Origin of the sequence: Citrobacter europaeus (genome assembly GCF_037482245.1) — a bacterium.
Lineage (GTDB): Bacteria > Pseudomonadota > Gammaproteobacteria > Enterobacterales > Enterobacteriaceae > Citrobacter > Citrobacter europaeus.
In genome coordinates this window covers 1911329-1933508 of the sequence record NZ_CP148084.1, presented here as the reverse complement: position 1 = coordinate 1933508, position 22180 = coordinate 1911329, and the positions used below count along the sequence as shown (strand labels likewise).

Genomic DNA, 22180 nt, shown 5'->3' with positions numbered 1-22180 from the left:
GCTGAACACAAAGGTGAAGACGTGGCTGTTGCGCAATGTCCCGCATCGTGCGGAGAACTTATCCAGGGCTGGATTCTGGGCAGTGAGAAACTGGTCTCCTGCCCGGTCGAATGGTATAGCACCGTTGAGGTCAGTTCAGGCTCACCGCTAACGGACGAACGTCCACTTTCCCGGGCAATGGTAGACAGGTTATTACAGCACTGGCAGTACCCGGCGCATCTTAGTCAGGATATCCGAATTGATGTTCAGTCAACTATTCCCGTCGCTAAAGGGATGGCCAGCAGCACTGCGGATATTGCCGCCACGGCGATCGCCACGGCGCATTACCTGGGCCATCAACTGGACGAACCGGCACTGGCGCAGCTTTGTGTTTCGCTGGAGCCGACCGACAGCACCGTTTTTCGGAAGCTTACTCTTTTCGATCATAACAACGCCTCCACACAAATTGCCTGTGAAACTCAGCCTCAACTAGATCTGCTGGTTCTTGAAAGTCCGGAAACATTACGTACCGCGGATTATCACCGTATTCCACGTCATTCCGGCCTGCAGGCGGGAGCAGCGGCATTAAAACGGGCATGGGAAAAAGTGCAGGAAGCCTGTATCAGCCAAAATCCTTACCGCCTGGGAGAAGCCGCTACGCTTAGCGCGATCGCCAGCCAGTTACTGTTACCAAAACCGGATTTTGATTCACTGTTAGCGCTGGTAGAAGAATGTGATTTATACGGCGTCAACGTCGCGCACAGCGGCAGCGTAGTCGGGCTGATGCTGGACAGAAAGCGACATGATGTGGATTACATTAAATGGATGCTGGCGCAGAAAAAACTAACGGCCCACTGGCCGGAACAGCATTTGTTGCGGATGGTTACTGGCGGGGTCGAACTGCAATAAGGGTCGCCGCAATGCAGCGACCCGAACAAAGATATAATCGTTACTCGGCTTTCGCTTCGGCGTTTTTCACTTCGCCCATCGCTTTCAGCTTCTTAGAGATATCGCGGCGTTCTTTAGAGATCTCGGCATTTTTGATGATGTAATCATCAACACGATCTTCATAATCGCTTTTCATGCTGGCAATAATGCCCTGAATCGCTTCCACGCTCATTCCAGGCTTGATGTAGTCGCTCAGGTTATCTAACAGCAGAACGCGTTTCTGGTTGTCACGGATCTTTTTCTCAACGTCCTGGATTTCACGTTGCAGTTTGTTTTTACGACGGAACAGACGAACAAATTCCAGCACGTCCTGGAAAGAAGGCTTGGTAGTTTCCATTTTTACACCCCTGATAATGTGAGATTCGGATTCGTTAAAACAACGGCTAAAGTGGGTCAACATTACTTTCATGCCCGCCATACTTCAAGTTGCATCTGCATCGACAATGCATGGTTGAAACCTGAATTATTGAGGGTAAGCCATTGCAGTTACCAATGGTTTTAGCCTTTTTCAGTATCATACCTCTATTCTTTGCTGAATCGAAGCAGCAGCAGAATCAATCCCCTCATCTGCTCTTTATTTGCGCAGCGCGCGACAGATTAAATGTGAGAGTAACTCCAACTGCCGCGCCATTTCCATGTTCAACCAAACGTAGCCGTGAATGGGCGTTTCAGCGACATTATCGCCTTTCTGTTCAGCAATGAGCTGGCGTAGTTCCGCCACGGTGTCATTGAGCTTTTCCGTATTGGCTAGCACCGGCTGCGGATTCCCTTCGTACAAAGCGTGGGTTATCGTCAGTAGCGCCTGCTGCGTCATGAGCTGATTTTCACGCAAAGTTTGCGCATTCAGCATGACAAAGTGGCTGGTGCGGCTGGCCCAAAGCGCATTGATTTGCAGCTCAAGCATGCAGACCAGATTGCGATTAACCGTCTGAATAGCTTCAAAGATCGATTTTTGAATGTGGGTTTCTTTGCTGGCAGGAACGATGAGCCCACGCATTTTGACAACGTCGCTTAAGAGCTGTTGTAAATGCTTCTCCAGCCGCGGTTGCTCAAGCAGATTAGGGGATAGCGCGGCCTGATAAACCCGATTGTACCCCGTTACGCAATGCGCCAGTTGGATACGCCAGTGTATAAATGCCCGCTGCGGCCAGATGCCGGTAAACAGCATCGCCAGTAACGACCCCAGAATAACATCGCCACCGCGCCATAACGCGGTATTCATATCTCCGGCAGGCGCCCCCACGACCACGGCAAGCGTGATGCCAATCAACAGCGCCTGATAGGGCCTTTTACCCAACGCCAGCCAGCCGCAGAGAAACATCGCCACCGCGCACCATATCAGCATTAGCGGAAGCGAAAAGAGTTCCAGGCGCAGGGCAATCAACCCAAGCACAGAGCCCAGGATAGTTCCGCCTATACGCTCAAACGCTCTGGGAACAACGTTACCCCAAAAAGAAATTGGCCCCATAATCACCACCAGCGTGATCAGAGGCCATGTACCTTCAGGAATGTTAAACAGACGTACCAACAGAAAAGTAAGAAGAAACGCCAGCGCAATGCGAATACCATGCACCACGCGATAATGACGATACAAACGAATTTCAAAAGGACTTAGTGACTTATCTGCACGCACTCATGCACTCCGTCAGGGAATAGCAAAGAAGCGAATTGTACCTGTTTTACGGTGAAAACATCATCCTGATTTACACCTTAAGCAGTTACTTCGGTTGCACCGGCACATACATTTCAATGTCCCAGTAGCCGTCCTCCATGCCATTGTTCATATAAACTTCAAAGCAGGGTTTAGCGGCTATCGTATAAGTCGTATCCTGCATCAGGCGCTCAAAAAACTGATACCACGGCGTCGCAAAATCATGATTTTCAACGCGCGCTACGGCTACAGCATAGTCGCCCCCCGCCAGCTCGGTGAGGATCACCCCTTCGCTGTTTTCCGGTATTTCAAAACCTTCAGGCACAGAAACCACGGTATCACAGCGCAGTTTTTCTGCTGGAACCACGTCAGGATTGTCGTAATAAACAGCTATCCATTCCAATGGCACAACCTGTTTACCGTCGACCCACTTCATTAACTGCTCAAAACCCTGTTTAACCGTTTGTTCCCATGGTCCAACCATATGGAAACCGGCAATCATGCGTTTATCAACCTGCTTTATCTCGTACTCCATACAACCTCCACTGTTACACTGTATTTATATACAGTGTAATTTTTAGCTATGTCGGCCACAAGGAAACAGTGATTATTATGTGAGCAGATTCGCACTCTTGCCAGCCTGGCGTATCGGGAAAACTACGCTTTGTGGTGGAAATAATCGCTCAGACGCGAAAAGACACCGCCTTCGCCAACGGACTCCAGCGTAACCAGAGGCCAATGCGCCACCAGCTTATCGCGATCGTAGAGTTCAATTTCCCCCACACGTTGATGCGCGGCAATTGGCGCAACCAGTTCTTTCTTATCAAGGACATATTTTGCTTTGATGTTAGGGACTTCCGCCTTAGGCAGGGCCATCCAGAAATCCTGCTCGGTACCGAGGCTGATTTTTTCTTTATCGCCATACCAGATCCGTTCAGTACCAACCTGCTTACCGCTACGCAAAACCTGCACCGTATCAAAGTTGTGTTGCCCCCACTGCAGCAGTTTACGTGCCTGGTCTTCGCGCCCTTTCGCACTCTCCGCGCCCATCACAACCGCAATCAGGCGGCGCTGCCCGTCAACGGCGGAAGCAATCAGGTTAAACCCGGCGCCGGATGTGTGCCCTGTCTTCAGGCCATCAACGTTCATGGTTTTATCCCATAACAAGCCGTTACGGTTTTGCTGCGTGATGCCGTTCCAGGTCAGGCTTTTCTCACTGTACATATGGTAGAAATCCGGCTCCCCGTGGATGATAGCGCGGGACAGCACGGCCAGGTCGTACGCCGAGCTATGCTGACCCGGCGCATCCAGGCCATGTACCGTTTCAAAATGGGTATCCTGTAGGTTCAGCTTTTGCGCATAGTTATTCATCATCGCGACAAACTGCGGTTGTCCCCCGGCGATATAATCCGCCAGCGCCACACAAGCGTCATTTCCTGAATCAACGATTAATCCACGGCTGAGGTCGCGTACCGAAACGCGATCCCCTTCTTTCAGGAACATCAGGGATGAACCGACAAATACCGGGTTATCTTTCGCCCACGCATCGCGCCCGACGGTGACAATATCTGTCGGACTAATACGGTTGCTGTCGATTGCGCGATCGACAACATAGCCGGTCATCAGCTTAGTCAGGCTGGCGGGATTGCGCTGCTGGTGTTCATTACCGGCTGTCAGAATTTGGCCCGTGGTGTAATCCATTAATACCCACGCCCCGGCAGCGATCGCCGGAGGTTGTGGGGCGAAGCTTACGGCATCATTCGCCCAGGCGGACGTAAAACTCATCGTGAATAGTGAAGCGGCAATAAACAAACGGCGTTTCAACAGCATGTCCTCAGAAAAGGGAGAAATAGCCGTTCTTTTTACGGAAGTTCTGTCGAACAAACATGGATAAATTGCAAGAAAATGTGACATAAGGCACATTTTCTTGCTGTCAGGAAAGATTTTCAGAGACAAGCCTCGTCCGGAACTACCCTTTACGCGGCGCAGTCTCTGCGTGATGGCTGCGATGGCGGTGATAGCCATCGATCATACTGCGGAAAATTTGCCCCGGCGTGTCGCCCAGCGTGCACAGGTAAATATGTGCGCAGATAAACAGTAAGCCCACAACCGCTAACGCCATATGCAGCACCAGCATCACCGGCCCCGCCCCAATCACCTGCGGGTAAAGACATAGCAACCCCGTGATGATCAGCGACGGAACCAGCGCGTACATGATGGCAAGATAGGCCAGCTGTTGCAGCGGATTGAATTTGTCCTCTGCCGTTGCGGCAAACGGGTGCGGTTCGCCTTTCATGATGCCATACAGATAGAAGCGCGTTTGCAGCAGGCAGCGTGATATCAACCCGTTCAACTTCACGCGATAATGGCAGCCGTTGCCGCTGGTTGCGTTTATTAACACAAAGCCAATCCAGAAGGCCAATAATGCAAAACCGCACCAGGTATGGATTTGCACCATCAATGCCACCGGTCCGACTGAGAAGTGGCCAAACAAACCGCTCAGCAGTAGCAGGATAAAGAGTAGCGCGTTGCCCCAATGCCAGCGGCGGACCGCCAGCGAATAGAGGTAGTCCCGATGCTCTTCTCCGGCTGTCGTTTTGGGCGCCAGCATCCGCCGCAACAGCGCGTGCGTGACCAGACCCGCAATCATCAGCACGACAACAACGCCTGCATAAATGAGCCACAGCGGCCAGTAGTCTGGCGCATAGTTAAGCTCTGCCCCCCAGATAGAATTCATACGTTCCCCTCCTGATGGATCTCTTTACGCCGATAGACACTTACCGGGCCGCTGCGCGTATCCTGCTGGCGATAAACCTCTTTTTGATTTATCCAATGCTGAATTTCCGGGTCGTCGCGACGGCCAAACTTCAGCGCATCCGTCGGGCAAACGGAAACGCAGGCAGGTGACTGACCACTATCCAGGCGAGTATCCGCGCAGAAGTTACATTTGTCGGCAATCCCCGTTTGCGGGTTGAGGTAGCGTACGTGGAACGGACAAGCGGCAACGCAGTAGTCGCAACCAATACAGCGAGACTTATCCACTTGCACAATGCCATTTTCGTCACGAAATGAAGCGCCGGTAGGACAGACGCTGACGCAAGGCGCATCTTCACAATGCTGACAGGAAACGCGAACAAACTGGAAGTGGGACAGCACCTCGGGTTCATGTTCGGGTGAACGGATCTGCACCTGTAGGCGGCTATATCCTTCCGGCACGTCATTCAGTACCTTGCAGGCAACTGTACACGCCTGACAGCCAATACAGCGTTTCTCGTCATGCAGCATGACATAAGGGTTTGTTGATTGATTCATGATGTTCTCCTTTCTCATGCCCGACGGAGCGTAACGCCAGCGGTATGTACCACCGTACCGGAAACCGGACTGGTAACATGCGGAAGCAAATTACCGCAGTGAATACCGTGCGTCGTCGCCGCTGTTTTGGCTCCCGCCTTGGCGCCAAATCCCATATAAACAAACAGCGTATCGGGTCGAATTCCGGCAGTGACCAGCGCTTTGCCTTTTTCCTTGCCGGTCGCATTTTCAAGCCAGATCTCATCGCCGTTTTTAATCCCTTTTTCGCGGGCCGTTTGTGGGTGGATCCACACCGCGTTGTCCCACATCAGCTCACTGAGCAGCGGCACATATTGCGTCGCGCCATTGGTATGAACCGCCACCTTTCCCTGAATAAAATAGAGTTCATTGTCGCTTTTGAGGGCAAAATTGCGGGCGCGCGGAATGCCGTAGCCAGGCAGAAGCGTTTCCAGCGCCTCAGAGTAGAGTTCGATTTTTCCCGACGGGGATTTAAAGCGCAGTTGCTCGCCATAGGTGCCGTCGCCGTCAACCGCCACAGCGCCCGGATAGCGCGCCACAAACTGACGCACCGCTTCAGGTTCACGCAGCAGCAGCGGAACACCCCACTCATGATATCCTTTCTGACGCAGTTCAGCGGACAGCGCATGATCGCCATTGAGCTGGAACAGTTGTCGCGTCTGCATATCCTGCCAGGGATAGAATTGCCCAAGACCTAATTGCACGGCCAGTTCTTTCCAGATTTGCCAGCTCGGACGTGCATCGCCTATAGGTTCAACAACCTGTTGGCGCAGGGCATAGGCCGGATTCAGGCCCGACATGTCAGAGACTTCTTCATCGCGCTCAAGGTAAGTACATTCAGGCAAAAGATAATCGGCATACGCCGCGCTTTCGCTTAAATAGACATCGCAACTGACCACCAGATCGAGCTGTTCAACGGTTTTAACCAGATCTGGCCGACAGGTTACCGTCTGGAAGGGATTGTGACGGGACATAATCCAGCCCTTCACCGGGTAAGGCGTCTGATTTAACACAGCGTCGATAATGCTTTGTACCACGCCACCGCCCGCCGCAATGTACTTAAACTGAGGGGCAACCAGATCGATGCGCTGTGCAGCTGGTTTGGGTAATTTGACATCGGGTTTTGCCAGCACAGGAGCAACCTTCTCTCCGGCCAGCTTGTTGTAGGTTGCCGCGGCTTTTTTCTGGTACAAGCCACCCTCACGCTCAATATTACCCAGCAGCGCATTGAGGGTAAAAATCATACGCCGCATATCAATTTCTTCTTGCGAAAACGTCGCGCGATGGCCTGGGCTGACGATAGCATGAGGCGCACAGGCGGCCATTTCGCGGGTGACCCGGACAATAACATCAGCAGGCACATCCGCTTGCTTTTGCGCCCATTCCGGCGTGGTTTCTTGTACTGCTTCTGCCAGTTGGTCAAACCCGGTGGTGTAGCGTGCCACAAAGTCTGCGTCATACAGATTTTCATTAATCATGACGTGACACATGGCCATTAACACCGGCAGGTCGCCGCCCGGTTTAAGCGCATGCCATTCATCCGCCTTGCTGGAGAAGACGGACAGACGGGGATCGAAACTGACCATTTTGGCGCCCTTTTCCTGCGCGGTCATTAGCTCATGCGTATCGGCAACTTCAATGCCTTCATAGAGGTTATGGCCAAAAGAGACCATATATCGGGTATTGGCGATATCCATGGCTAAGTCACCGCCCATCATTACTTTCGCGGCAATGGCTTTTCCGGCAGGACACGTCGACGCGTGAGTAAAGGTGTTTGGCGATCCAAATGCTGTTGCCAGATGAAATAAATGACCAGAAAGCGAACCGGATTTGGAAGAGAATACGACCCCTTGCGGACCATGCTGCGCCTTTATTGCCGTCATTTTTTCAGCAATTTCTTTATACGCCTGCTGCCAGCTAATTACCTGCCATTCACCGCTCCCGCGAGGTCCTGTGCGCTTCATGGGTTTAACAATACGATGTGGGTCGTTGACCAGGCTAACACCGCTGCCACCACGAGCGCAGATCCGCGTCCCCTGCTGAGGCGCATTAGGGTTCCCCTGAATAAAAACCGTCTTATTATTAATTACCTGCGCCTGAATTGGGCAGCGAAAAGAACACATTTCGCACAAACTTGGCGTCAGGGATGTTTTCCCCTTAATGCTCTGTGGAGAATTTCGCGCCAGTGCGCCTGGCGGGAAACTCCCTATCGCGCAGGCTGAGCAACCGATGCCCACTCCTCGCAAAAAATTACGCCGACTAATGCTCATATAACCTCCTGTTATTAGATATATCCAATGATTATATGGCGTTTAAATTATTAATTTTTAACCTCACTCACATTTCATTACAATATGAAGTCGTCAATTCAAGATTATAAAAACCTATTGTTTATAAAAGACTTTTAAAACTTCCAGAAACAACAAACCGACAGAAAAAATAACAATAATGGTTATCAATTAGATTATTTTCCAGCCCGTCAATTTCAGGAAATTTATTCCAGTAATTTCCTTTAATAGCACAGAGTTTATTATTCAATTCTATTAAAGCCGCATTCATCGCAATTTTATTGCGTGCGCCATCCAGCATCGATAATGCCATTGCTGATTACCTCGCTATTTTTTGGTATTCTTGGCCGAGCGCTAAATTGATCCCGGACATAACTGAACAATGAATGACGGCAAGCAGCAACCTGGTTTTCTCTTCCACGATTACGAGACCTTTGGTACCCATCCGGCGCTGGACAGGCCCGCGCAATTTGCGGCTATCCGCACAGATAACGATTTCAACATCATCGGTGAACCTGAAGTCTTTTACTGCAAACCCGCAGACGACTATCTGCCGCAGCCTGAGGCGGTGCTGATAACCGGAATCACCCCGCAGGAAGCACGTGAAAAGGGAGAGAATGAAGCCGCTTTTGCTGCGCGCATCCACGCCCTGTTCACCGTGCCGAAAACCTGTATCCTGGGCTATAACAACGTGCGCTTCGATGATGAGGTGACGCGCAACATTCTGTATCGCAATTTCTACGATCCCTATGCCTGGAGCTGGCAGAACGATAATTCACGCTGGGATCTACTGGATGTGATGCGCGCCTGCTATGCCCTGCGTCCTGAAGGCATTAACTGGCCGGAAAACGACGACGGCTTACCCAGTTTTCGCCTGGAGCATTTGACCAAAGCCAACGGTATTGAACACGCCAATGCCCACGATGCGATGGCCGACGTTTACGCCACGATCGCGATGGCACAGTTAGTGAAGTCGCGCCAGCCGCGCCTGTTTGATTATCTCTACAGCCATCGTAATAAGCACAAGCTGGCCGCGCTGATTGATGTCCCGCAAATGAAGCCGTTGGTTCATGTTTCGGGTATGTTTGGCGCGTGGCGCGGTAACACCAGTTGGGTGGCACCATTGGCCTGGCACCCGGAGAATCGCAACGCGGTGATTATGGTCGACTTAGCCGGTGATATTTCGCCGCTGCTCGAGCTGGACAGCGACGCGCTGCGTGAGCGGCTCTACACCGCTAAGGCAGATCTGGGAGATAACCCCGCTGTACCGGTTAAACTGGTGCACATCAACAAATGTCCGGTCCTGGCACAAGCGAACACTCTGCGCCCGGAAGATGCCGATCGTCTTGGTATTAACCGCCAGCAATGCCTGGACAATCTCAAGGTTCTGCGCGAAAACCCTCAGGTACGCGACAAAGTCGTGGCTATCTTCGCCGATGCACAACCCTTTGTGTCATCTGACAACGTAGACGCCCAGTTGTACAACGGCTTTTTCAGCGATGCCGACCGCGCCGCGATGAAAATCGTTCTGGAAACCGAACCGCGCAATTTACCGGCGCTGGATATCTCCTTTGTTGATAAACGCATTGAAAAACTGCTGTTTAATTACCGCGCGCGTAACTTCCCCGGAACGCTGGATGAAGCCGAACAACAACGCTGGCTGGACCATCGTCGTCAGGTATTCACGCCGGAGTTTTTGCAAAATTATGCCAATGAATTACAGATGCTGAGTCAGCAATATGCGGACAACAAAGAAAAGCTGATGCTGCTGAAATCACTCTGGCAGTATGCGCAAGAGATTGTATAAATCCCACGTATAAAAAAACGGAGAACATGTCTCCGTTTTTTTTCAGCTAAATGCCGCTATTACGCGATATCTTCGTCGTACTGCGGTACCGGATTACGGAAGCTTTTGGTCACGCAAGCCAGGTAGATCAGGCCAATAGCAGCCCAGATCAGGCCCAGAACCATTGAGCTCTCTTCCAGGTTCACCCACAGCGCGCCAACGGTCAGCGCACCGCACATTGGCAGGAACAGGTACTGGAAGTGGTCTTTCAGCGTTTTGTTACGCTTCTCACGGATCCAGAACTGGGAGATTACCGACAGGTTAACGAAGGTAAACGCTACCAGCGCACCGAAGTTAATCAGCGCCGTCGCCATCACCAGGTCGAAGTTGATTGCCAGCAGAGCAATCGCACCAACCAGAATGATGTTCATGGACGGAGTACGCCATTTCGGGTGTACGTAACCGAAGAAACTTTTCGGGAATACGCCGTCACGGCCCATCACGTACATCAGACGCGCTACGCCTGCATGCGCCGCCATACCGGACGCCAGTACGGTAATGGTAGAGAAAATCAGCGCGCCAACCTGGAAGAATTTACCAGCGACATACAGCATGATTTCCGGCTGCGAAGCGTCTGGATCCTTGAAGCGCGAGATATCCGGGAAGTACAACTGCAACAGATAGGTGGAGACGATAAAGATCAGGCCACCAATCAGCGCGGTCAGGAAAATCGCACGCGGGATCACGCGTTCAGCGTCTTTGGTTTCTTCTGACAGGTTGCTGATTCCGTCAAAACCGGTGAACGAGAAGCACAGGATGGTGGCCCCCGTGATCATCGGGATCACATGCGCATCACCAGACCAGAACGGACGGCTACTCGCCAGCGTACCGGCACCTTCCCCTTCGAACACGCCATAAACGACCATGCCGAGGATCACTGCAATCAGTACCACCTGCAACAACACGATGACGGTGTTGAAATTCGCAACAGATTTCAGGCTGCGCAGGTTAAAGGCGGTCATAAAGGCCACCAGCGCCACCACGAATATCCATGACGGTATCGACGGCACCAGAGCTTCAAAATAAATTTTCGCCAACAGAATGTTAATCATCGGTGCGAACAGGTAGTCCAGCAGTGATGACCAACCCACCATAAAGCCAACGGTCGGGCTAATGGATTTCTGGGCGTAAGTGTAGGCAGAGCCTGCAGACGGATAGCGACGCACCAGTTTACCGTAGCTCAGTGCGGTAAAGAGGATGGCGATCAGTGCAAAGGCGTAAGCTGTCGGGACGTGACCATCGGTCATTCCTGATACGATACCGAATGTATCGAACAGCGTCATCGGCTGCATATAGGCAAGGCCCATCATGACAACCGGAACCAGCGTAAGCGTTTTACGTAATTCCACGCGAGAGGTGTTTGGAGTAGCGTTATGCGACATGGTTATCCCCCATTACGGTGAAAACCGTCGCGTAAGCAAAAAATTGCCCCATTTTTTGTTAATCCTCAGCGACAACAACTGTCGATTTTTAAGTAAGTATCTATCCGGTACGAAGCCCGGCCTCTTTTATGAATGATTGGTTTGATGCAAAAAAAAATAACCGACGCGTATGAAAACGTCGGTTAATGTCATTTTTTGCAAGCGGCGTATTTTGCACTAATTTGGAGAGAAATAACAAGAGAATGAAGCAGCTGTAAAAGAATATTTTTTCTTAACTGATTGATTTATCAGCAGCCGTTTTAACGTACACCCCCGCAATAGCACTATTTGCTAAAATCTCATCCCGCCACCAGGCACTGGCTAGCCCGGCGGTCTGTTCATTCCAGCCTATCCACACAGGTTCAAAGACAATTTGCGCGACCACATTTTTTTCAATCAGCGCGCCGCTCTCCAGAAATCGCTGCGCCAGGTAGCGCGGAATATAGCCACATCCCAGACCGCTGATTTGCAGTTCCAGCTTGGTTTTGAAGTCAAAAACGGTAATCGCTTCCTGATCGTCAAGCACCTGAGAACCTGAGGCGCTGGCATGCTGCGCATTGTCGCCCACCACAATGGCGCGAAAACGCCGAATGGTGCGACGACTTAACGGCTCCTGTTCCTGTGCCAGCGGGTGATGCGGCGCAACCACAAACACCTGTTCCAGAACCCCCAGCCGCACAAAGCCAAATTCGCTCGCGGCAGGCGGTTCATGCATGGCGCCGACGATAATATCCGCCCGTCCCTGAGTGAGGGCATCCCATGAGCCGCCCAGCACGCCATTGATAAATTTCAGGCGCGTCACACTGTGGTGTTGATAGAAAGATTCGATGAGTGGGGCCAGCAGCGAAAAGGGAAACGTATCATCGACGCCAATAACCAGTTCATTCTCCCAGCCTTCGTGAAGTTTAATCGCCTGCTTTTCAAGTTCGCGGACGGTGTGCAGCACCTCCCGCCCCTTTTCCAGCAGCATCTGACCGGTGCGGGTAAACTTCGCCCGATGTCCGCTGCGATCGAGTAGCTGAATATTAAGATCGCTTTCCAGCTTATGGACGGTATAGCTAAGCGCCGACGGCGTCTTAAATAATTTTGCCGACGCCGCCGCGAAACTGCCCTCTTTTTCCAACGCATCGAGAATGATAAGAACATCCAGCAGTGGTTTCATACTCGCCCCCTGGCGGTATCAGCGACACTCTGCTGGCCTGTCACTCCATCGGCATCACCAGCGGGTCGGGATACTGGTACTCAAACCCAAGCTCATTACAGATACGGCTGCCATCAATGACTTTACCTTTACCGTTATCCTCACCGCCGCGAAATTCTGGCGGCTCCATCCCCAACTGGCGGGCCATCTGCGGATAGAACACATTACGCGCCGGATGCATAGGCGCACATATATTATAGATGTGTCCCCCTTTGGGCGCTTGCAGCAGCAACGAGATGGCAGAAACCACATCATCCAGATGCACCAGATTGACGCCATGATGACCATCTGGCGCCGTCTTGCCAGCGAAAAAGCGACCAGGATGTCTGCCCGGCCCCACAAGCCCGGCCAGGCGCAAAATATCCACCGAGGTGCCTGGTAAATTGTGCAACCAGTCTTCAAGTTCTTTCAGAACCCGACCGCTCGCCGTAACCGGGTTACGCGGCGTCCCTTCTTTCACGATGCCTTGTGCATCGCCATAAACCGACGTCGAGCTGGTAAAAATAATCCGCGGGATACGATACGCCAGCGCACTGTCGACCAGTTCCTGCATAGCCTGCAGGTAAAATGCCTCCCCCGGGCCGCTACGGCGCGCAGGTAGCGTAATAACCAACGCATCGGCGTCCATCAGTGCGTCGAGATCGTCTGGCTCACAGACCAGTTCAGGCTCCAGGCGCAGCGAGTAGCTCTCGATACCACTCATGCGGGCCGCTTCCACCCCATCCAATGTGGTTTTGCTGCCGGTAACCTGCCAGCCTCTCGCCGCCAGCGACATAGCTAACGGCATGCCTAACCAACCTAAACCGACAATTGCGACCTTTTTCATGCCTTCTCTCCTGACTTTTGGCCTATAACGCAAGGCTACGCTAGCCCACTGCGGCTGACAATTCATAGTATCAATATGAAATGAATTAATGATCAAAAAAAGCCCTTGCTTTCCGTAGCTAAAGTGGTTTAGGTTAAAAGACATCAAATGAATAAACATTCATCGAGAAAATTTATGACACGCGCTCAATTTAAACACCATCATCACCATCATCCTGACTAGTCTTTCAGGCGATGTGTGCTGGGAGACATTTAAATCTTCCAGCGGTGCATGAGCGTATGAGAAAGCCCCCGGAAGATTTCTTCCGGGGGCTTTTTTTTGTGCGTGACCCAAACTGATTCAGACAGGATAACGAGGAATAGAGAATGTTAGATAACACCCGTTTACGCATAGCTATGCAGAAATCAGGCCGTTTAAGCGATGATTCACGCGAATTGCTGGCCCGTTGCGGCATTAAAATTAATCTCCACACCCAGCGCCTGATTGCGATGGCGGAGAATATGCCAATCGATATCCTGCGCGTGCGTGATGACGATATCCCTGGTCTGGTAATGGATGGCGTCGTTGATCTCGGCATCATCGGGGAAAACGTTCTCGAAGAGGAACTGCTCAACCGCCGGGCACAGGGTGAAGATCCTCGCTATTTTACCCTGCGCCGCCTGGACTTCGGCGGCTGCCGTCTCTCGCTGGCAACCCCGGTTGACGAAGCCTGGGATGGCCCGGCAGCACTGAACGGTAAGCGTATCGCGACTTCTTACCCGCACCTGCTCAAACGTTATCTCGATCAAAAAGGGGTATCGTTTAAATCCTGTCTGTTAAACGGCTCTGTAGAAGTCGCTCCCCGCGCGGGTCTGGCTGATGCGATTTGCGATCTGGTTTCAACTGGCGCAACGCTTGAAGCTAACGGTCTGCGTGAAGTGGAAGTGATTTACCGTTCTAAAGCCTGCCTGATTCAGCGCGACGGCGAAATGGCCGACGCCAAGCAACAACTGATCGACAAACTGCTGACCCGTATTCAGGGGGTGATTCAGGCCCGTGAATCCAAGTACATCATGATGCACGCGCCGAGCGAGCGTCTGGACGAAGTCATCGCTCTGCTGCCTGGCGCTGAGCGCCCGACTATTCTGCCGCTGGCGGGTGACCAGCAGCGCGTTGCCATGCACATGGTCAGCAGCGAAACCCTGTTCTGGGAAACGATGGAAAAACTGAAAGCGCTCGGTGCCAGCTCAATTCTGGTGCTGCCGATTGAGAAGATGATGGAGTAACGACCATGAGCTTCAATACCCTGATTGACTGGAATAGCTGTAGCCCTGAGCAGCAGCGCGAACTGCTGATGCGCCCGGCGATTTCCTCCTCTGAAAGCATCAGCCGCACGGTGGCCGAGATCCTTGAGAACGTCAAAAATAATGGCGACCGGGCGCTACGTGAATACAGCGCGAAGTTTGATAAAACCGAGGTCGGCGTACTGCGCGTCACCGAGGAAGAAATTCAGCAGGCCAGCAGTCGCCTGAGCGACGAACTGAAACAAGCCATGCAGGCGGCGGTGCGTAATATTGCTACTTTCCACACCGCGCAAATCCTGCCGCCGGTGGACATCGAAACTCAGCCGGGTGTCCGTTGCCAGCAGGTGACCCGTCCTATCGCTTCCGTGGGGCTGTATATTCCAGGGGGATCGGCGCCGCTGTTCTCTACCGTATTAATGCTGGCGACCCCGGCGCGCATCGCCGGGTGCCAAAAAGTGGTGCTCTGCTCACCGCCGCCGATTGCCGATGAAATTCTCTACGCCGCACAGCTGTGTGGCGTAAAAGAGGTGTTTAATGTGGGCGGCGCGCAGGCTATTGCCGCGCTGGCGCTGGGGACTGAATCTATTCCAAAGGTCGATAAAATCTTCGGGCCAGGCAATGCGTATGTGACCGAAGCCAAACGCCAGGTTAGCCAGCGTCTTGACGGCGCGGCTATCGACATGCCTGCTGGCCCGTCCGAAGTGCTGGTTATCGCCGACAGCGGCGCAACGCCAGACTTTGTCGCTTCCGATCTGCTTTCTCAGGCCGAACACGGCCCCGACTCGCAGGTTATCCTCCTGACGCCAGACGCTACGCTGGCAGAGGGCGTTGCCAAAGCCGTTGAACGCCAGCTCGCCGAACTTTCCCGCGCTGAGACCGCGCGCCAGGCGCTCAGTGCCAGCCGACTGATTGTCGCCAACGATCTTGAGCAGTGCGTGGACATTTCTAACGCCTACGGCCCGGAACACCTGATTATTCAGACCCGTAACGCGCGAGAGCTGGTTGACGATATCACCAGCGCCGGTTCGGTGTTCCTCGGCGACTGGTCACCGGAATCCGCAGGCGACTACGCTTCTGGCACCAACCACGTTCTTCCAACCTACGGCTATACCGCGACCTGCTCAAGCCTTGGGCTGGCGGATTTCCAGAAACGGATGACCGTACAGGAATTAACACCTCAAGGATTCTCTGCCCTGGCCTCAACCATTGAAACACTGGCCGCTGCTGAACGACTGACTGCCCACAAAAATGCCGTCACCCTGCGCGTTAACGCCCTGAAGGAGCAAGCATGAGCACTGACAACTTTCTCAGCGTCACTGATTTAGCCCGTAAGAATGTTCGCGAGTTAACGCCCTATCTGTCTGCTCGTCGCCTTGGCGGCAACGGCGATGTCTGGCTCAACGCGAATGAGTACCCCACCGCCGTTGAGTTTCAGCTAAGCCAGCAGACGCTGAACCGCTACCCGGAGTGCCAGCCGAAAGCGGTGATTGAGAATTACGCGCAGTATGCTGGCGTCAAACCGGAACAGGTGCTGGTCAGCCGCGGCGCAGATGAAGGGATCGAACTGCTGGTGCGTGCATTTTGTGAACCCGGTAAAGATGCAATTTTGTACTGTCCGCCGACTTACGGCATGTACAGCGTCAGCGCAGAAACGATTGGCGTTGAATGCCGCACCGTCCCGACCCTTGATAACTGGCAACTGGATTTGCAGGGCATCGCGGACAAGCTTGATGGCGTGAAGGTAGTCTACGTATGCAGCCCCAACAACCCAACCGGCCAGCTGATTAACCCACAAGACCTGCGCGCACTGCTCGAAATGACGCAGGGTAAAGCCATTGTGGTCGCTGATGAGGCCTATATTGAGTTCTGTCCGCAGGCTACGCTGACTGGCTGGCTTTCTGAATATCCGCATCTGGCGATATTACGCACGCTGTCCAAAGCGTTTGCTCTCGCCGGTTTACGCTGCGGCTTTACGCTGGCGAATGAAGAGGTTATCAATCTGCTGTTAAAGGTGATTGCTCCCTACCCGCTCTCTACGCCGGTGGCGGATATCGCCGCCCAGGCGCTGACGCCGCAAGGGATTTCCGCCATGCGCCAACGCGTAGAGCAGATCCTGCAAGAGCGTCAGTATCTGGTGGAGAACCTAAAAGAAATTCGCTGTGTAGAACAGGTTTTCAACTCTGAAACCAACTATGTTCTGGCGCGCTTCACCGCATCAAGCAGCGTATTTAAATCTTTGTGGGATCAGGGCATTATCTTACGAGATCAGAATAAACAACCTTCGTTAAGCGGCTGCCTGCGAATTACTGTCGGAACCCGTGAAGAGAGCCAGCGCGTCATTGACGCCTTACGTGCGGAGCAAGTATGAGCCAGAAGTATCTTTTTATTGACCGTGATGGAACCCTGATTTCCGAACCGCCAAGTGACTATCAGGTCGATCGCTTTGACAAACTCGCCTTCGAGCCGGAAGTCGTTCCCGTTTTGCTGAAACTGCAAAAGGCGGGCTTTAAGCTGGTAATGATTACTAACCAGGATGGACTCGGTACGCAGAGCTTCCCGCAGGCTGATTTTGACGGTCCGCATAACCTGATGATGCAAATCTTCACCTCTCAGGGCGTTGCGTTTGATGAGGTACTGATCTGCCCGCACCTGCCAGCGGACGAGTGCGATTGCCGTAAGCCAAAAGTGAAGCTGGTTGAGCAGTATCTGGTTGAGCAGGCCATGGATGTGGCAAACAGCTACGTCATTGGCGACCGGGCGACCGATATTCAGCTCGCTGAAAATATGGGCATTAGCGGATTACGCTATCACCGCGATACCCTGAACTGGCCGATGATCGGCGAGCAACTGACCAAACGTGACCGCTACGCGCACGTTGAGCGTAATACCAAAGAAACGCAGATTGACGTCAAAGTCTGGCTCGACCGCGAAGGCAGCAGCAAAATTAATACCGGCGTTGGCTTCTTTGACCACATGCTGGATCAAATCGCCACCCACGGCGGTTTTCGCATGGAGATTGCCGTCAAGGGCGATCTGTACATAGACGATCACCACACCGTTGAAGATACCGGTCTGGCGCTGGGTGAAGCCTTAAAGCTGGCATTAGGCGATAAACGTGGCATCAACCGTTTTGGTTTTGTGCTGCCGATGGACGAGTGTCTGGCACGTTGCGCGCTGGATATCTCCGGGCGTCCGCACCTGGAATATCGCGCAGAATTTACCTACCAGCGCGTGGGCGATCTAAGCACGGAGATGATTGAACACTTCTTCCGTTCGCTCTCCTATACCATGGGCGTCACCTTACACCTGAAAACCAAAGGGAAAAATGACCACCACCGTGTGGAGAGCCTGTTTAAAGCCTTTGGTCGTACGCTTCGTCAGGCGATTCGTGTAGAAGGCGATACGCTGCCCTCCTCAAAAGGAGTGCTGTAATGAACGTGGTGATCCTTGATACCGGTTGCGCCAACCTGCACTCGGTAAAATCCGCCGTCGCACGCCATGGATACGACCCAGTTGTCAGCCGTGACCCGGACGTAGTGCTGCGTGCCGATAAACTGTTTCTGCCAGGCGTCGGTACCGCCCAGGCGGCTATGGACCAGTTGCACGAGCGCGATCTGATTGAACTGATTAAAGCCTGTACGCAACCGGTACTGGGGATCTGCTTAGGCATGCAACTGCTTGGCCGTCGTAGCGAAGAGAGTAACGGTGTTTCCCTGCTGGGCATTATTGAGCAGGACGTTCCGAAGATGACCGATTTCGGTCTGCCTCTGCCGCATATGGGCTGGAATCGCATCTATCCGCAGGCGGGAAATCGTCTGTTCCAGGGCATTGAAGATGGCGCGTATTTCTACTTTGTACACAGCTACGCTATGCCGGTAAACCCGTGGACCATCGCCCAGTGCAATTACGGCGAACCGTTTACCGCGGCAGTACAAAAGGACAATTTCTTTGGCGTGCAGTTTCACCCGGAACGTTCGGGCGCGGCTGGGGCGCAGTTGCTGAAAAACTTTCTGGAGATGTAATGATTATTCCGGCATTAGATTTAATCGACGGCACGGTGGTGCGTCTTCATCAGGGCGATTACGCTAAGCAACGTGATTACGGCAACGATCCTCTTCCCCGTTTGCAGGATTATGCAGCCCAGGGTGCAGAGGTACTGCACCTGGTAGATTTAACCGGCGCGAAAGATCCGGCGCAGCGCCAGATCCCGCTGATTAAAACGCTGGTCGCTGGCGTCAATGTTCCGGTTCAGGTTGGCGGCGGCGTGCGCACGGAAGCGGACGTTGCGGCGCTTCTTGACGCAGGCGTGGCGCGCGTGGTGGTGGGCTCGACGGCGGTAAAATCCCCCGAGGAAGTCAAGAGTTGGTTAACCCGTTTTGGCGCCGACGCGCTGGTGCTGGCGCTGGACGTTCGTATTGACGAGCGCGGCAATAAACAGGTAGCGGTTAGCGGCTGGCAGGAAGATTCCGGGGTTTCACTGGAAGAACTGGTTGAGACCTATTTACCCGTCGGCCTGAAGCACGTGCTGTGCACCGATATCTCCCGCGATGGTACGCTGGCAGGCTCGAACGTCGCGCTTTATGAAGAAGTGTGCGCCAAATACCCGCAGGTCGCGTTTCAGTCATCTGGCGGCATTGGCGGAATTGAGGATGTAGTAGCCCTGCGCGGGACCGGAGTTCGCGGCGTGATTGTCGGACGAGCCCTGCTGGAAGGAAAGTTCACCGTTGAGGAGGCCATTCAATGCTGGCAAAACGCATAATTCCTTGTCTGGACGTCCGTGATGGTCAGGTGGTAAAAGGCGTCCAGTTCCGCAATCACGAGATTATTGGCGACATTGTCCCGCTGGCAAAACGCTATGCCGATGAAGGCGCAGATGAACTGGTGTTCTACGATATCACCGCGTCCAGCGATGGCCGCGTAGTGGATAAAAGCTGGGTATCACGCGTAGCGGAAGTGATCGATATCCCGTTCTGTGTTGCCGGTGGCATTAAATCCATCGACGATGCGGCACGTATCCTCTCCTTCGGGGCGGACAAAATCTCCATCAACTCCCCGGCGCTGGCCGAACCGGAGCTTATCACTCGTCTGGCGGACCGCTTCGGCGTGCAGTGCATCGTGGTGGGCATTGATACCTGGTATGACGCCGAAACCGGCAAATATCATGTGAATCAGTATACCGGGGATGAAAGCCGTACCCGCGTCACGCAGTGGGAAACGCTGGACTGGGTACAGGAAGTCCAAAAACGCGGCGCAGGCGAAATCGTACTGAACATGATGAACCAGGACGGCGTACGTAACGGTTATGACCTGGAGCAGTTGAAAAAAGTGCGCGACGTCTGCCATGTACCGCTGATTGCCTCCGGCGGCGCGGGCACTATGGAACATTTCCTGGAAGCTTTCCGGGACGCCGACGTGGACGGCGCGCTTGCCGCCTCCGTCTTTCACAAGCAAATTATCAATATTGGCGAATTAAAAGCGTACCTGGCAACACAGGGCGTGGAGATCAGGATATGTTAACGAAACAACAATGCCGCGAGCTGGACTGGGAAAAAACCGACGGACTGATGCCAGTCATCGTGCAGCATGCGGTTTCCGGTGAAGTATTGATGCTGGGCTATATGAACCCAGAGGCGCTGGATACAACGCTTGAAAGCGGCAAAGTGACCTTTTTCTCGCGAACCAAGCAACGCCTGTGGACCAAAGGTGAAACCTCTGGCAACTTTCTTAATGTGGTGAGCATTGCACCTGACTGCGACAACGACACCCTGCTGGTGCTGGTTAACCCGATTGGCCCGACCTGCCATAAAGGCACCTCAAGCTGCTTTGGCGACGCCAGCCACCAGTGGCTGTTCCTGTATCAACTCGAGCAACTGCTTACCGAACGTAAAACCGCAGATCCCGCAAGTTCCTACACCGCGAAGCTGTATGCCAGCGGCACTAAACGCATTGCCCAGAAAGTGGGCGAGGAAGGCGTGGAAACCGCGCTTGCCGCAACCGTGAACGATCGTTTCGAGTTAACGAATGAAGCCTCTGACCTGATGTATCACCTGTTGGTGCTGCTGCAGGATCAGGACCTCGACCTGACGACGGTGATTGAGAATTTACGCAAAAGACATCAGTAATAGACAGATACCGGCACTATGCCGGTATCTTTATTTTATTGATAGTTTAATCATTTCCGAATAAATCTCTGGTATAAACTTTATCGGCTACATCCAGCAGTTCTTCGGCCATCCGGTTAGAGATGATAACATCGGACTCACTTTTAAATTTAGTCAGATCACGCTCAACCCGCGAATTAAAAAAACTATCCTCTGGCAATACAGGTTCATAGATTATGACAGGGATACCTTTCGCTTTAATACGCTTCATAATACCCTGTATAGACGATGCTCTAAAATTATCTGAGCCACTTTTCATGATCAATCGATAAATACCGACGACCTTTGGCTTTCGTGAAATAATTGCATCAGCAATAAAATCTTTTCGCGTCCGGTTGGCATCAACGATTGCTGAAATAATATTATTGGGTACAGACTGATAGTTGGCGAGTAATTGCTTCGTGTCTTTTGGCAGACAGTATCCACCGTAACCGAAAGAGGGATTGTTGTAATGGTTACCAATACGCGGGTCCAGACAGACACCTTCTATGATCTGTCGCGCATTGAGCCCTAAACTCTCTGCATAGCTATCAAGTTCGTTAAAATAGGCTACGCGCATAGCCAGGTAGGTATTTGCAAAGAGCTTGATAGCTTCAGCTTCGGTTGAGTCCGTAAATAGGGTCGGAATATCTTTCTTTAATGCCCCTTCCTGTAGCAGAGCAGCAAAACGCTCGGCGCGCTCTGAACGCTCGCCGATGACAATACGAGATGGGTACAAGTTGTCATATAGTGCTTTACCCTCACGCAGGAATTCTGGTGAAAAGAAAATATTGTCGGTGCCCAATTTTTCTTTAATAGAATTAGTAAAACCTACTGGGATGGTAGATTTAATGACCATTACTGCATCTGGATTAATTGCAACCACGTCGCGAATAACAGATTCGACACTTGAGGTATTAAAGTAATTAGTCTTTGGATCATAATCAGTGGGTGTCGCGATAATGACGTAGTCCGCATCGCGGTAGGCATCATACTTATCAGTCGTTGCACGGAAGTTTAGTGACTTGGTCGCCAAATACTCTTCAATATCTTTATCCACAATCGGCGATTGTTTCTGATTCAGCATCTCGACTTTCGTCTGGATGATATCCAGTGCCACCACTTCGTGGCTCTGAGCAATCAGAATACCATTTGACAAGCCAACATATCCGGTACCAGAAATGGTGATTTTCATTTAATTATCTCAGGGTTAACTTTTGCTCATCATGTTTGTATCATCATGACATGTATTAAAAGTTGTAACGTC

Annotated in this window: 23 protein-coding genes, 1 pseudogene and 1 other annotated feature; of the genes and pseudogenes, 11 read left to right on the top strand and 13 right to left on the bottom strand. The window is 52.4% G+C overall.

The features are described from left to right. Positions 1–21 precede the first annotated feature (21 nt). Positions 22–888, top strand: coding sequence for an L-threonine kinase (locus WHR59_RS08780; protein WP_075145982.1), 867 nt, complete (start codon positions 22–24; stop codon positions 886–888). A gap of 40 nt (positions 889–928) precedes the next feature. On the opposite strand, the gene WHR59_RS08775 is transcribed toward WHR59_RS08780, so the two are convergent. The 8 genes from WHR59_RS08775 to WHR59_RS08740 all read right to left on the bottom strand — a co-directional run bounded on the left by WHR59_RS08775 (position 929) and on the right by WHR59_RS08740 (position 8509). Beyond that, entirely contained in the window at positions 929–1264 is a 336-nt protein-coding gene (locus WHR59_RS08775; protein ID WP_043016838.1) for a DUF496 family protein, read from the bottom strand. Positions 1265–1501: 237 nt separating this feature from the next. Further along, on the bottom strand, positions 1502–2560 hold the full coding sequence (locus WHR59_RS08770; RefSeq protein WP_043016839.1) for an FUSC family protein: 1059 nt from the start codon (positions 2558–2560) through the stop codon (positions 1502–1504). Positions 2561–2645: 85 nt separating this feature from the next. Beyond that, positions 2646–3113, bottom strand: a complete 468-nt coding sequence (gene sbmC / locus WHR59_RS08765; protein ID WP_043016840.1) for a DNA gyrase inhibitor SbmC — start codon at positions 3111–3113, stop codon at positions 2646–2648. Between the two features lie 122 nt (positions 3114–3235). After that, a complete protein-coding gene (gene dacD, locus WHR59_RS08760; RefSeq protein ID WP_043016841.1) occupies positions 3236–4408 on the bottom strand; it encodes a serine-type D-Ala-D-Ala carboxypeptidase DacD in 1173 nt (390 codons plus the stop codon). Positions 4409–4547: 139 nt separating this feature from the next. Further along, positions 4548–5315, bottom strand: coding sequence for a thiosulfate reductase cytochrome B subunit (gene phsC, locus WHR59_RS08755; RefSeq protein ID WP_075145981.1), 768 nt, complete (start codon positions 5313–5315; stop codon positions 4548–4550). Further along, complete coding sequence (gene phsB, locus WHR59_RS08750; RefSeq protein WP_075145980.1) at positions 5312–5890, bottom strand: thiosulfate reductase electron transport protein PhsB; 579 nt, start codon at positions 5888–5890, stop codon at positions 5312–5314. The genes phsC and phsB overlap by 4 nt, the downstream gene beginning before the upstream one ends. Positions 5891–5904: 14 nt before the next feature. Next, complete coding sequence (phsA, locus tag WHR59_RS08745; protein WP_075145979.1) at positions 5905–8178, bottom strand: thiosulfate reductase PhsA; 2274 nt, start codon at positions 8176–8178, stop codon at positions 5905–5907. Positions 8179–8299: 121 nt separating this feature from the next. Then, positions 8300–8509 (bottom strand): hypothetical protein, encoded by a 210-nt coding sequence (locus WHR59_RS08740; RefSeq protein ID WP_075145978.1) that lies wholly within the window; start codon positions 8507–8509, stop codon positions 8300–8302. A 69-nt stretch (positions 8510–8578) separates the two neighbouring features. Between WHR59_RS08740 and sbcB the strand changes: the two genes are divergently transcribed. Then, positions 8579–10003 (top strand): exodeoxyribonuclease I, encoded by a 1425-nt coding sequence (gene sbcB, locus WHR59_RS08735; protein WP_047410206.1) that lies wholly within the window; start codon positions 8579–8581, stop codon positions 10001–10003. A 59-nt stretch (positions 10004–10062) separates the two neighbouring features. On the opposite strand, the gene plaP is transcribed toward sbcB, so the two are convergent. From plaP to WHR59_RS08720, 4 genes and pseudogenes are all read right to left on the bottom strand, one after another. Next, on the bottom strand, positions 10063–11424 hold the full coding sequence (plaP, locus tag WHR59_RS08730; protein WP_016153551.1) for a putrescine/proton symporter PlaP: 1362 nt from the start codon (positions 11422–11424) through the stop codon (positions 10063–10065). Then, positions 11414–11476 carry a membrane protein YoeI gene (yoeI, locus tag WHR59_RS24465; RefSeq protein ID WP_100194947.1) on the bottom strand — a complete coding sequence of 21 codons (63 nt, stop codon included), beginning with the start codon at positions 11474–11476 and terminating at the stop codon, positions 11414–11416. The genes plaP and yoeI overlap by 11 nt, the downstream gene beginning before the upstream one ends. A gap of 164 nt (positions 11477–11640) precedes the next feature. Next, positions 11641–12625: pseudogene (locus tag WHR59_RS08725) on the bottom strand (LysR family transcriptional regulator). A 40-nt stretch (positions 12626–12665) separates the two neighbouring features. Beyond that, the gene (locus WHR59_RS08720; RefSeq protein WP_075145976.1) at positions 12666–13490 is read right to left on the bottom strand and encodes an SDR family oxidoreductase; all 825 of its coding nucleotides are present in this window, start codon (positions 13488–13490) and stop codon (positions 12666–12668) included. Between the two features lie 174 nt (positions 13491–13664). On the opposite strand from WHR59_RS08720, the gene hisL reads away from it, so the two are divergent. The 9 genes from hisL (at position 13665) to hisIE (ending at position 20895) form a co-directional block, all read left to right on the top strand. Then, entirely contained in the window at positions 13665–13712 is a 48-nt protein-coding gene (gene hisL, locus WHR59_RS08715; RefSeq protein ID WP_100250077.1) for a his operon leader peptide, read from the top strand. Beyond that, positions 13688–13810, top strand: a sequence feature (His leader region). (Overlaps the previous gene by 25 nt.) 45 nt (positions 13811–13855) lie before the next feature. Then, a complete protein-coding gene (gene hisG, locus WHR59_RS08710; RefSeq protein WP_003030161.1) occupies positions 13856–14755 on the top strand; it encodes an ATP phosphoribosyltransferase in 900 nt (299 codons plus the stop codon). Between the two features lie 5 nt (positions 14756–14760). Continuing rightward, positions 14761–16065 (top strand): histidinol dehydrogenase, encoded by a 1305-nt coding sequence (gene hisD, locus WHR59_RS08705; RefSeq protein ID WP_075145975.1) that lies wholly within the window; start codon positions 14761–14763, stop codon positions 16063–16065. Next, positions 16062–17141, top strand: coding sequence for a histidinol-phosphate transaminase (gene hisC / locus WHR59_RS08700; protein ID WP_043016849.1), 1080 nt, complete (start codon positions 16062–16064; stop codon positions 17139–17141). The genes hisD and hisC overlap by 4 nt, the downstream gene beginning before the upstream one ends. Next, positions 17138–18205 carry a bifunctional histidinol-phosphatase/imidazoleglycerol-phosphate dehydratase HisB gene (gene hisB, locus WHR59_RS08695; RefSeq protein ID WP_075145973.1) on the top strand — a complete coding sequence of 356 codons (1068 nt, stop codon included), beginning with the start codon at positions 17138–17140 and terminating at the stop codon, positions 18203–18205. The genes hisC and hisB overlap by 4 nt, the downstream gene beginning before the upstream one ends. Next, complete coding sequence (hisH, locus tag WHR59_RS08690; RefSeq protein ID WP_043016851.1) at positions 18205–18795, top strand: imidazole glycerol phosphate synthase subunit HisH; 591 nt, start codon at positions 18205–18207, stop codon at positions 18793–18795. The genes hisB and hisH overlap by 1 nt, the downstream gene beginning before the upstream one ends. Next, positions 18795–19532, top strand: coding sequence for a 1-(5-phosphoribosyl)-5-[(5-phosphoribosylamino)methylideneamino]imidazole-4-carboxamide isomerase (gene hisA, locus WHR59_RS08685; RefSeq protein WP_172863150.1), 738 nt, complete (start codon positions 18795–18797; stop codon positions 19530–19532). The genes hisH and hisA overlap by 1 nt, the downstream gene beginning before the upstream one ends. After that, complete coding sequence (gene hisF / locus WHR59_RS08680) at positions 19514–20290, top strand: imidazole glycerol phosphate synthase subunit HisF (protein ID WP_019077116.1); 777 nt, start codon at positions 19514–19516, stop codon at positions 20288–20290. Before hisA ends, hisF begins: the two co-directional genes overlap by 19 nt. Further along, the gene (gene hisIE / locus WHR59_RS08675) at positions 20284–20895 is read left to right on the top strand and encodes a bifunctional phosphoribosyl-AMP cyclohydrolase/phosphoribosyl-ATP diphosphatase HisIE (protein WP_172863151.1); all 612 of its coding nucleotides are present in this window, start codon (positions 20284–20286) and stop codon (positions 20893–20895) included. Before hisF ends, hisIE begins: the two co-directional genes overlap by 7 nt. A gap of 46 nt (positions 20896–20941) precedes the next feature. Here hisIE and ugd read toward each other — a convergent pair whose 3' ends face one another. Continuing rightward, complete coding sequence (gene ugd / locus WHR59_RS08670) at positions 20942–22108, bottom strand: UDP-glucose 6-dehydrogenase (RefSeq protein ID WP_043016854.1); 1167 nt, start codon at positions 22106–22108, stop codon at positions 20942–20944. Positions 22109–22180: the final 72 nt, after the last annotated feature.